At 60.5% G+C, this 11,858-nt stretch carries 8 protein-coding genes; all 8 read left to right on the forward strand.

All coding sequences use genetic code 11. The features are described 5' to 3' along the window. The first annotated feature begins 20 nt into the window (after positions 1-20). Positions 21-155 carry a chemotaxis protein CheB gene (locus NMQ14_RS11255; protein ID WP_257096174.1) on the forward strand — a complete coding sequence of 45 codons (135 nt, stop codon included), beginning with the start codon at positions 21-23 and terminating at the stop codon, positions 153-155. 128 nt (positions 156-283) lie between these two features. Further along, positions 284-1,477: an HD domain-containing phosphohydrolase gene (locus NMQ14_RS11260; protein WP_257096177.1), complete on the forward strand. Its 1,194-nt coding sequence runs from the start codon at positions 284-286 to the stop codon at positions 1,475-1,477. Positions 1,478-1,641: 164 nt separating this feature from the next. Then, the gene (locus tag NMQ14_RS11265; RefSeq protein ID WP_257096179.1) at positions 1,642-5,301 is read left to right on the forward strand and encodes a PAS domain S-box protein; all 3,660 of its coding nucleotides are present in this window, start codon (positions 1,642-1,644) and stop codon (positions 5,299-5,301) included. A 170-nt stretch (positions 5,302-5,471) separates the two neighbouring features. Beyond that, the gene (locus NMQ14_RS11270) at positions 5,472-7,436 is read left to right on the forward strand and encodes a PAS domain-containing protein (RefSeq protein ID WP_257096182.1); all 1,965 of its coding nucleotides are present in this window, start codon (positions 5,472-5,474) and stop codon (positions 7,434-7,436) included. Further along, the gene (locus NMQ14_RS11275) at positions 7,433-8,695 is read left to right on the forward strand and encodes a response regulator (RefSeq protein ID WP_257096184.1); all 1,263 of its coding nucleotides are present in this window, start codon (positions 7,433-7,435) and stop codon (positions 8,693-8,695) included. Before NMQ14_RS11270 ends, NMQ14_RS11275 begins: the two co-directional genes overlap by 4 nt. Further along, complete coding sequence (locus tag NMQ14_RS11280) at positions 8,692-9,324, forward strand: response regulator transcription factor (protein WP_257096186.1); 633 nt, start codon at positions 8,692-8,694, stop codon at positions 9,322-9,324. The genes NMQ14_RS11275 and NMQ14_RS11280 overlap by 4 nt, the downstream gene beginning before the upstream one ends. 97 nt (positions 9,325-9,421) lie before the next feature. Continuing rightward, complete coding sequence (locus tag NMQ14_RS11285; RefSeq protein WP_257096188.1) at positions 9,422-9,547, forward strand: hypothetical protein; 126 nt, start codon at positions 9,422-9,424, stop codon at positions 9,545-9,547. Positions 9,548-9,920: 373 nt separating this feature from the next. Next, positions 9,921-11,510 (forward strand): PAS domain-containing methyl-accepting chemotaxis protein, encoded by a 1,590-nt coding sequence (locus tag NMQ14_RS11290; protein ID WP_257096192.1) that lies wholly within the window; start codon positions 9,921-9,923, stop codon positions 11,508-11,510. The last annotated feature ends 348 nt before the right edge of the window (positions 11,511-11,858 follow it).

Genomic DNA, 11,858 nt, shown 5'->3' on the forward strand with positions numbered 1-11,858 from the left:
GCATCACTCCTTCTGTTGTGGTGTCCGACGGGCCGCTGGCGAACCGCCACAAGCCGCGTGTCGGCGTACTGTTGCGCCCGGCGGCAGACTGCAGCAACCGGGATGCGCTGGACACGATCCTCACGGGCGTGGGCGATGACGGCGCTTTGGGATGAGACAGCTGTCTATGCAAGGAAAATCGGAAAAGTTGAACTGCGATTCGAGAAGGAATCCTGCCTCGACACCCGAGATTGGAGACAAAGGAAGAGGTTCTCACCAGCCTGTTACTGCGATTGTGCGGGGGTTGGGCAACGAAGCACTCCTGAACGGAGCGCTCAATCAGCAAGGGAATGGCACGCTGATGAATGCAACAAGGGCAAATGAATTGCGGGATCGGGGGCGCCGACTGGATGACGGGGTTGGTCTTGAGGAACTCGATGTCCGGATGGCAGACATCCTCCTTGTAGACGACGAAATCGTTAATCTGAAACTGCTGCAACGCTCACTGAAGGCTGCGGGCTATACCCGACTTACATCACTTTCTGACCCCCACGCGGTGCTGCCGCATTTCGAAAGACACCGGTATGACCTTGTTGTACTAGATCTCAACATGCCGGGAATGAATGGTTTCGAGATCATGAGCAAGCTGCAGACGCTGGACCGGGACAACATGCCGCCCGTCCTTATCCTGACCGCCCAGCACGCGCAGGAAGACCGTATCCGCGCACTGCGTAACGGAGCGCAGGACTACATCACCAAACCCTTCTCCATCGAGGAACTGTCGGCACGGGTACGCAACCTTCTGCAGGCCCAGCTCAACCGGAAGCTTATTCGCGGGCGCAATCTTCAGCTGGAACAGCGCGTGTGCGAAAGAACGCGTGAGCTGTACGACACGAGGCTGCAGATCGTGCGTCGTCTGGGCCGGGCGGCGGAGTATCGGGATAACGAGACCGGATTGCACATTGTCCGCATGAGCAAGATTTCGGCGCTGCTGGGCGAGGCGGTTGGAATGGGGCTGGAATCCTGTGAGTTGCTCCTCAACGCAAGTCCGATGCACGACATCGGAAAGATCGGAATACCGGATCACATCCTGTTGAAGCCCGGTGGTTTCGAACCGCATGAATGGGAAACAATGAAGTCGCACACGACCATAGGCGCGGACATTCTTTCCGGCGATGATTCGGACATCCTGAACATGGCCCGCGAAATCGCCTTCACCCATCACGAAAAGTGGGATGGCAGCGGCTATCCGTGCGGCTTGCAAGGCGAGAGCATCCCGCTCGAGGGCCGCATCGTCGCGGTGGCCGACGTATTCGACGCGCTGACGTCGGAGCGCCCATACAAGCGCGCGTGGCAGATCGAAGATGCGCTCGATTTCGTGCGAAGCCAGCGCGGGCAGCATTTCGATCCGCAACTGGTCGATCTGTTCATGGAAAACCTTCCTTCCGTACTGGAAATCAGGAACCGCTTCGCGGAACCGCAGGTTTCTGTGTCCTAGCACCCCAGCCGGTTCATAGGGATGGAAACGTTCGCTTCAGGTCGGCTGGCAACGCACGGGTCGGGCTCGCTTCCTGAGACCCCGAACCGGACGCCATCACGCCCTGCTCTAGCTTTGCTTGAGCCGATCAAATTCCCTTGCCCTGCTTTCCCGCGTACCCCGGAATGACGCCACAGTCTGTTATCGCGCTGCTGCTGCCGGCGCTCGCATGCGGGCTGCAATGGCTGCTTTGGCCATGGCTCGCGCCCTTCGTATGGTTTCTTTTCTTTCCGGCCGTTTTCTTCAGCGCGCGGCTTGACGGGGTACGCGGCGGCCTGATCGGCGCTGCATTGAGCATCTTGCTGGTCTGGTTCTTCTTCATCCCGCCGCAGCTGAGCTGGGCGATCGAAAGCCCGATCAGACTCTACGCCTTCGGACTCTTCCTGCTCATGGGCTACCTTTTCGGCACGGTTCACGAGCGCCTGAAACAGGCGCTGAGCCAAGCCGAGCTGCGTCTATCGACAACCTGCGAATCAGTGACGGTCGGCATCGCCCGCGTGGCCCCGGATGGTCGCTGGATTTGCGTCAATCAGAGGTTGTGCGACATCGTCGGCTATAGCCGGGAAGACCTTCTGGTGCGCAATTTCGGAGCCTTGATCCACCCGGATAACCCTGCAGTCGACGTGGTGGACATGCGCCGGATGCTTGCTCATGAGGCCGACCGGTGCTCCATGGAAAAGCACCATGTGCGCAGGGACGGAAGCACCGTCTGGATCAGGCTGACGCTCGTCATGTGCCTGAGTCCGGATGGCCGGCCCGACTACTTCATCGTGATCGTCGAAAACATTGATGAAAAGAAAGCAGCCGAAGCGGCGCTCAACGAGAGCAGGGAACGGATGCGCATCTTCATCGAGCATGCGCCTGCAGCGTTGGCGATGTTCGACCGGGACATGCGTTATCTGGCTGTCAGCGATCGATGGAAGCAGGACTACGGACTCGTCGATCGCGAGCTTGTGGGGCTGAGTCACTACGAAGTGTTTCCCGATATCCCCGACCGGTGGAAGTCCGCGCATCGCAGCGGGCTGGCCGGTCAGGTGGTGCGGATCGACGATGATCGATTCGAGCGCGCCGACGGCAGCGTGCAGTGGCTGCGCTGGGAAGTATGTCCGTGGTATTTGTCGGAAGGGACGGTCGGCGGAATTGCCATCCTTACCGAGGACGTCACGGAAAAGAAGCTGGCCGACGAAGCATTGCGGACGAGCGAGCGACGCTTGCGCATTGCGCAGGAAGGGGCTCACGTCGGCCTGTGGGAATGGGACTTGCGCAAGGACCAGCTTTACTGGTCGCCGGAATACGAGAGGCTCTACGGCATTGCGCCGGGAGGTATGCGCAGTGCGAAGCACTGGCGCTCACGCGTGCATCCGGACGACCTGCCCCGGGTCGACGAGGCCTTGAAACGGCATTTTGTGCATGGCGATCCGTTCGAAGTCGAATTCCGCGTCTGCCGCGATGACGGCGAGACCCGATGGATGTATGGCGTCGGTGCCGCGCAATTCGACGCGTCAGGGAGAGCCACTTTGCTGTCCGGCTTCAATATGGATGTCACCGAGCGAAAGAAGGCCGAACAGACCCTGCTCGAAAGCCGCGCACAGCTGATGCGGACCGAAGAGCTTGCACATCTCGGGAGCTGGGAGCTCGATCTGGTCGACGGCAGGCTGCAGTGGTCCGACGAGGTGTTCCGGATATTCGGCCTCACACTCGTTGAATTCGGTGCCACTTACGAAGCGTTCCTTCAATGCGTGCATCCCGACGATCGCGACGCGGTAGACCGCGCCTATTCGAGTTCACTCGGCGATAACCAGGCCAGCTATGAAATCGAACACCGCATCGTGCGCAAATGCAGCGGAGAGATTCGCTTCGTGCACCAGAAATGCCAGCATTTCCGTGACGCGTCGGGGCGCATTGTCCGTTCCGTCGGAATGGTTCACGACATCACCGAGCGCATGCATGCCGAGCAGGCCCTGCGACAGAGCGAAGCGAGGCTGGCTGCATTTTCGGAAGCAAGTTTCGAAGCGGTGGTGCTGAGCGAAGGTGGCCGGATAGTCGATTGCAACGCCCAGCTCGCACGAATGCTTTGCCGCTCCGTCGATGACCTGAAAGGACAATCCATCGAGGAACTTGTCGTCCCCGAGCATCGAGAGCGGGTCATGCTCGCCATCCGGCAGGGGCGCGAAAGCAATGTCGAACACGACATGCTGTGTGGCGACGGCACACGCATCACGGTCGAGGTACGTGGCAGGACAAGAGGCGACAACACCGGGGCCATGCGCATATCGGTCCTGCGGGACGTCACGACGCATCGTCGTGCCGAAAGGCTGCTTACCGTGGTGACCGATGCAGCACCTGCGCTCATCGCGTATGTGGATCACGGGCTGCGACTCCGGATGATCAATGCCAAGTGCGAGGATTGGTTTGGCCGGCAGCGGGAGGACGTGCTCGCGCAACATGTAGCCGAACTGCTGGGCGAGCCAACCTACCTGGTTGCAGCGCCGTGGATCGCACGGACCCTGGCGGGCGAACAGGTCAGCTATGAAGTCGACATGACCCTGCCGCGGTTGGGCGAACGAAGGATGTCGGTCGCCTACATACCCAGTGGCGCAACGGACGGAACCTCGCACGGCTTCTGTACCGTCATGCAGGACATCACCGAGCGCACGCAAGCCGAGCAGGCATTGCGCAGAGGCGAGGAGCGCTTCCGCACCGTGCTCGAACACGCGGCCGATGCGGTACTCATCGCCAACCCGGCGGGGCGCTTCATCTATGCCAATCGCCGGGCGTCGGCAATGCTCGGATTCAGCGTCGAGGAACTGTGTGCGATGGGCGTCGATGACATCGTGCAAGTACAGGATGTCGCGACCGCCCGACGACTGTTCGATGAATTGTGCGAACGCGGACATTTGCGCACGGATTTCGATCTCAGACGCAAGGACGGCAGCAGCGTACCGACCGATATCAACGCCGTTGGACTTCCGTGCGGCGACCTGTTGGGCGTGTGCCGTGACATCACCGAGCGGAAAATGGCGCTGGAGGCCGTGCTCCGTGCCAAGGATGACGCGGAACAGGCAAGTCGCGCGAAATCACAATTTCTGTCGCGCATGAGTCACGAGCTGCGCACACCGATGAATGCCATTCTCGGTTTCTCCCAGCTGCTGCGTACCGACGCGCAGCACCCGCTCGACGACCTCCAGCGCGAGCACGTGGCGGAGATCGTGCATGCGGGCCGGCATCTGCTGGACCTGATCAACGAGGTACTGGACTTGTCGCGCATCGAAGCGGGGTATCTGGAAGTGAAGCCGGTTGATGTGGACGTCGGCAACCTCTTGTACGAATGCCTGAATCTGACCCGCCCGGATGCGGACGTCAGGGGCATCGAGTTCCGGCACTCCATCTTGCCGGGGCAGGTTTATGTCGTGGCCGATCAGATCCGTCTCAAACAGGTATTGCTCAACCTGCTGTCCAACGCCGTGAAGTACAACCGTCCTGCAGGCACGGTGAGCATCGATTGCAACCTCGAAGACGGCTGCTGGGTCATCTGCGTCGCCGATACCGGATCGGGATTGACGCGCGCCCAGCAGGCGCGGCTGTTCACGCCTTTCGAGCGGCTTGGAACGGATCAAGCCGAAGGCACCGGAGTTGGCCTGGCGCTCTGCAAGCACTTGATGACGTTGATGGGAGGTCGCATCTGGGTGACCAGCGAAGCGGGAGAGGGTTGTCGATTCTGGATCAGCCTGCCTGAGGCAAAACGTCTTTCCGTCATGACGACCACCGTGGGAGACGCCGGCTGACGACATTCTCGCGTGTCTGGTGCCGGCATCGCGCCAGTTCCATCGTGATCGCCCGACGTACGAAGGGAGCCCGTGCCTTTGGCAGAAGCAGCCGAAGCCAGACGAAAGCTGTAGCAGTTACAAAACAGGAGGGCAGGTTACGAACCTTGCCCCGCATATGGGAGCCGCACATGTCACAACCAGTCCATACCGGAGTTGGAGAGCGTTCAGCAGCAGATATGGCCGGACCGATCGAGCTGGCGCCGGAAGCCCGTCGCCTGCTGGCTGTTCTCGACCGGCATGCAATCGTCAGTGTCACAGGCTGTGACGGCAATATTGTGTATGTCAATGAGTTGTTCTGCGAGGTCAGTGGCTATAGCCGCGAGGAACTCCTGGGGCAGAACCATCGCATCCTGAAGTCAGGCGTTCACCCCCAGGACTTCTACGACCGCTTGTGGTCCGATCTGATCAAGGGCGAGAGCTGGCACGGCGAGCTGTGCAATCGGCGCAAGGATGGCAGCATGTACTGGGTGGCCTCAACCATCGTTCCCTTCAGCGATGAGGCGGGACTGCCAACGCAATACATATCCATCCGCACCAACATCACCGCCCTGAAGCAGACGCAGGAAGCGCTGGGAGTAGCCGAGTCGCGTTATCTCGAGGCGCAGCGCATCGCGCGCCTGGGCCACTGGATGGTCGACCTGACAACTGGCACCACAGACTGGTGCCAAATGGTGTACGAATTGGTCGGGCTGGATGCCGCCACAGGTCAGCCTACCTTGCAGGTTCTGTATGAACTGATACATCCGGACGATCTCGAGCGTTTCCGCGCTGCAGTGATCTGCGTGCGGGCGACCCCGGGGCCGCACAGCCTGGATGCCAGAATCGTCCGGCCGGACGGCGAAATCCGCTTCATGCAGTTGCGCTGTCTTGCCCATCAAGAGCAATTCGGCAGAATCATGGGTACGGTACAGGACGTGACTGAAGAGAAGCTGCGTGAATTCGAACTTGAACAGGCCAGCCGGGCGAAGTCGGAATTCCTGTCGCGCATGAGTCACGAATTGCGCACACCGATGCATGCCATCCTGGGCTTTGCTCAACTCATGAGGATCGAAGGCAAATTAGCCGAGGAGCACGCCGACAGCGTCAGCGAGATTCTCAAGGCGGGCCGCCATCTGCTCGAATTGATCAACGAAGTGCTGGATCTGTCACGCATCGAAACCGGAAGGCAGATCTTGTGTCCGGAACCGGTGCAGCTGGAAACTTTGCTGCAGGAATGTCTCGTCCAGGTTGAAGCCGATGCACGACAGAAAGGGCTGACACTTGTCCAGAGCAACTCGTCAGGGGCCCTGTGGGCATTCGCCGATCGATTGCGGCTGAGACAGATACTGCTGAACCTGATGTCGAACGCTGTGAAGTACAACCACCAGGGGGGCAGTGTGACGGTGAAATGTGCCATCACCGAGCCAGACTGGCTGCGCATTTCGGTCATCGATACCGGGTCAGGTATCGACGAGGCGAGGCAGGCGGACCTGTTCACCCCATTCAACCGGCTTGGTCAGGAGGCGTCCGCCATCGAGGGCACAGGTATCGGCCTCGTCATTGCCAAGCGCTTTACCGAGATGATGGGGGGACGGATCGGCGTTGCAAGCAAGAAGGGCGTTGGAAGCACGTTCTGGATCGAGCTTCCGGTCGTCTTTGCCGAAGGCGAACCCGTGGCAAGGTCGTCGCCGGGAGTAGAGCAAACCACCGGGACTTCGCAGGGGCAGGACAAGGAAGGCAGGACGATTGTTTACATTGAAGACAACCCTGCCAACCTGCGCTTCATGCAGCAGCTGCTCAAGCGGCGGCAGGACATTTCCCTGTTCGTGAGTGAAGATCCCTACAACGGGTTGCAGCTTGTGCGCCGGGAGCATCCCCATCTGATCCTGCTGGATATCAATCTACCGGGGATGGACGGTTACTCAGTATTGAAACAACTCAAGGCCGATAAACTGACACGTTCGATCCCCGTCATCGCCGTCAGCGCCAATGCGATGCTGGGCGACGAGGAAATCGGACGCGCTGCAGGCTTCATCGATTACCTCACCAAGCCATTGGATCTGGACGTATTGATGAGTGCCATCGATCGCCATCTCGCAAGTACCGCAGCGTGACCAACGATCAATACGAAGGAATCTTGGCCGACGGGCCTCGCCTCTCCTTGGGCACTGCAGAAGCGCAGGTTGATCCCTTGCTGGCCCGCATACTGCTGGTCGATGACGACGTCGCGAGCATCAGGATGATGATGCGGATGCTGCGCAGCCAGGGTTACACGGAACTGGTGACCGCCACCGATCCGCGCGACGTCCCCGCACTGTGCCGCGAGCAAGAGTTCGATCTGATCCTGCTTGATCTCAATATGCCGCACATGGATGGCGTGCAGCTCATGGAACAGCTGATCGCCGAGTTTGACGGCGATCTGGCACCTGTGCTGGTGGTCACCGCGCAGGATGACCACGGGCGGCGACTTTGTGCGCTGTGTGCGGGCGCGTCCGACTATGTCACGAAGCCTTTCCAGTTCGATGAGCTTCTGGCGCGGGCCGGAAACCTCATCCGCATGCGCATGTACCAGAATGCAATGCGGAAACGCAATCGCTCGCTGGAAGAGCTCGTCCGGGAGCGGACCGAAGAATTGCTGCGTTCGCGCCAGGAAATGCGTGAATTCGCCGCTCACAATGAACAGGTCAGGGAAGCGGAACGTGCCCGTATCGCCAGGGAAATTCATGACGAACTGGGCCAGTATCTGACTGCGCTGAGTCTCGATATTTCGATTCTTGAAATGCGTTTTTGTGCTTCCCTTCCAGCGCTTGCCGAGCAGGTTGAGTCCATGCGGAAACTGATGGATCGCACCATTTCCATGGTGCGTAACGTTGCCAGTCAGTTGCGCCCTGCAGCGATGAATCTCGGGCTCGAAGCGGCTGCCGAATGGCTGGTGAACGAATTCCGCTCGCGGACGGGCATGGCCTGCACATTGAGTTTGCCTGCGAAGGCTATTCTGCTCGACGACGAGAGTGCTACCGCAGTGTTTCGCATCCTTCAGGAGTCCCTGACCAACGTTTCGCGACATTCGGCGGCGCGACAGGTGGACGTGTCGCTCCGCGTCGAAATGGGGCACCTCGTGTTGCAGGTCCGGGACGACGGACGAGGCTTCGAGGAGAGCACGATCGCCGGAAAGAGTACTTTCGGCCTGATGGGCATGCGCGAGCGCGCCATCATTCTTGGAGGCGAGGCGCAACTGCACAGCACGCCCGGCGAAGGCACCGTTGTGATTGCCAGCATTCCGTGTCAGGAGCAAAACGCTGATGCCAACCTTGGTGCCGTGCAGGGTCCGGAAGGACTCCTCGCGGCAAAAAACAGATTTAGACACCCATGATTCGCATACTCATCGCTGACGACCACGACATCGTCCGGCAGGGCATTCGTCAGGTACTGGCCATGGCTGGAGATATCGAGGTTGCTGGCGAGGCCGACAGCGGATGGGCGGTACTGGGCGCTTTGCGCGAGCAGCACTACGACCTGTTGCTGACCGATCTGAACATGCCCGGCCCCAATGGCACTGAACTCCTGAATCGCGTTAAGGTTGAACACCCCGGACTCGCCATCGTTGTGCTCAGCATGCACGCTGAGCGGCAAATCGCCGCTGGCGCTCTGAAGGCGGGGGCGTCCGGCTATCTGACGAAGGGAATTCCTGCTTCCAGCATTCTCGCCGCTGTCCGCAAGGTCGCACGAGGTGGGCGCTACATCGACCCGGAACTGGTTGATAAGCTTGTCTTTTTCACCTCAGCGGATGAGGGAAAAGTGCCGCACGAGCGTCTTTCCGAACGCGAATACCAGATTTTCCAACTGATTGTCCAGGGAACCAGCCTGAACGACATCGCCGAACAATTGCATTTGTCGGCGAAGACAGTGAGTACGCACAAGAAGCGATTGTTGCAGAAAATGGAAATGACCAGCGCCGTGGAGCTCGTGCGCTACGCCCTGCAGCACGGGATGATCATTTGACATGACCGACTGCGCCACAGTCGAACACATCGCCGAATAGGTGGCAGAGTAGTCCGCCTGGCTGCGCCGCTTTCTCTCGCTGCCGAAAAGCGTGCCTTTGCAGAACATCTTTCTGCGCAACTTCCAGTTGATTGATCCGGGGCAATTCGCGCCGGCGCCTCGCCGCCGGGTCGGCGGCATCGTCACCGCGCTGGGCAGGTCGATCGGCATCGACGGCAAGTGACTGCGCGGTTCGGCCGACCCGGCTGCGCTGCCGCTGATCGGCGAACTGCCCGGACAGCCCGGCGTGTGCGCTTTCACCGGGCTGGGTTCGCGCGGGCTGGTGTGGTCGCCTCTGGGTGCCGGGGTCCTCGCGGCCCGACTGTGCGGCGACCCGACACCTGTCGAGAATGAACTCGCATCCGCATTCGATCCACGACGTTTATTGCTGGAGAACTGATCCGGATCAAGACCCCGATCGGTTCGGGTAAATCTCATGAAGAATATTTCGTTCGTGCCGTAAGTCACGCAGAGGCCAGCCGACTGCTGACCCGCGACACGGACCGTCGGGATCCGGCGTTTCGGCATACCCACGCCTCGCACTCAGGAGAAATGTCATGAAAGTAAACATGCCGGTCACCCAGAAGGAAGTATTCCTTGAACCCGGCAAGCCGATCGTCACCAAGACCGATCTGAAAGGCCGCATCACTTACGCGAACGAATCGTTCGTCACCATCAGCGGCTTCAGCCGCGACGAGCTGGTGGGCGAAAGCCACAATGTGGTGCGTCACCCCGACATGCCGCCGGAAGCATTCGAGGACCTGTGGACCACGATCAAGGCCGGCCAGCCGTGGCGTGGGTTCGTCAAGAACCGTGCCAAGAACGGCGATCACTACTGGGTCGAGGCGTTCGTGACGCCGATGACGCTGGATGGCCGCACCGTCGGCTACCAGTCGGTGCGCAACATTCCGAAGCGCGAGGACGTGGCCAGCGCCGAAGCGCTGTACCGCGCAGTACGCGACAAAAGCGCAAAATTCCCGGCCACGCCCCTTCACAAGGAAAAGCTCGGTCTCGCTGCCCGCATCTGGCTGAGCGCCGGCCTCAGCAGCCTGCTGGCCATCGGTGGCGCTGCGCTCGGCGGCCTCTGGGGCATGGTGATGGCGGGTCTGTCCGCCCTGATTGCATTGGGCGGCGCCTGGTATCTGAGCAGTGGCATCGTTTCGAGGCTGAACAGCCTGCATTCGACCATCGTTGCACTCGACGAAGGCAAGCTGGCGACCCGGATCGACGCACCGAAAGGCCCGTTACGCGAACTGTTCGTCGGCATGGAAGTGATGCGCATCCATTTGCGCGCGATGTTCGCCGACGTGCTGGTCAGCGCGCGCGAGGTCGATGAACGGTCACAGGAACTCGACAATGCAATGCGCGCGCTGGTCACTTCTACCGGTGCCCAGGGCGAAAACGTCATGCAGGTCGCCGCGGCGATGGAAGAAATGAGCGTGTCGATCAACGAGGTGTCGAACAATACCGACCGCAGCCTCGAAGCCGTGCGACGTACCGAAACCAGCGCCCACGATGCCATGCAGACGATGGAAGCGGGCATTGCCAGCAGCCATCGCGTCGTCGGTGTGGTGACCCAGTCGCAGACGCGCATTTCCGAGGTGAATGCATCGGTCGAGAAGATCAGCGCCGTGTCGCAGGTGATCAACGACATTGCCGAACAGACCAATCTGCTGGCACTCAATGCCGCGATCGAGGCGGCACGCGCCGGCGAACAGGGCCGCGGCTTCGCGGTGGTCGCCGACGAGGTACGCAAACTGGCGGAACGCACGCGCACCAGCACCAAGGACATTGCACTGGCCGTGACCGACATCATCCAGCTGGCCAGTTCGGCCGTCGATACGATGAGTGCGACAGCCGGTGAGGTCGCCCGCTCGACCGACGATATCGAAGCCAGCAGCACCGGACTGCAGGCCATCTGGGACGCCAGCCGCGAAGCGGCCACCTACTCGGAAGAAATCACGCAGATGCTGCGCCAGCAATCACTCGCGTCGCATGAGGTCGCATCCAGCATGGAGCGCATTTCGGGTTCGGTCGAACAGACCACCTCCAGCGTGCAGTCGGTCGGCGATGCCGCAAGCCGGCTGCATTCGACGTCGAAGGAACTGCGCGAACTGGTGAAGCACCTGGAACAGGCGTTGCACTGAGGGCACTCCACTGAGTCGACGTGGCCGCCCTGAAACGGGCGCGCACCTTCCGGCATTCACCCCCAGGCGACCGTCCCGCACAACGTGGGGCGGTCGCTTTTTCTGTCCTGAAAACCTCGGTCGATCGGCATTGCGGGCAGCGTTGGCAGGGTGTCCGGCAAGGCGCGAGGACCGCCCTGCCCGTAGGTTGGGGTGAGCGCAGCGATGCCCAACATCGCCTGTTGCGACCGCGCGGTGCCTTCGTTGGGGGGGGGGTTGGGCATCGCTGCGCTCACCCCAACCTACGAAGCCCCGCCACGACACCGCAGGTCGGGACGCAGCCAACTGAGGTTTTCAGGTTTATTCGTG

It is taken from the genome of Methyloversatilis sp. XJ19-13 (genome assembly GCF_024580155.1).
Classification (GTDB): domain Bacteria; phylum Pseudomonadota; class Gammaproteobacteria; order Burkholderiales; family Rhodocyclaceae; genus Methyloversatilis.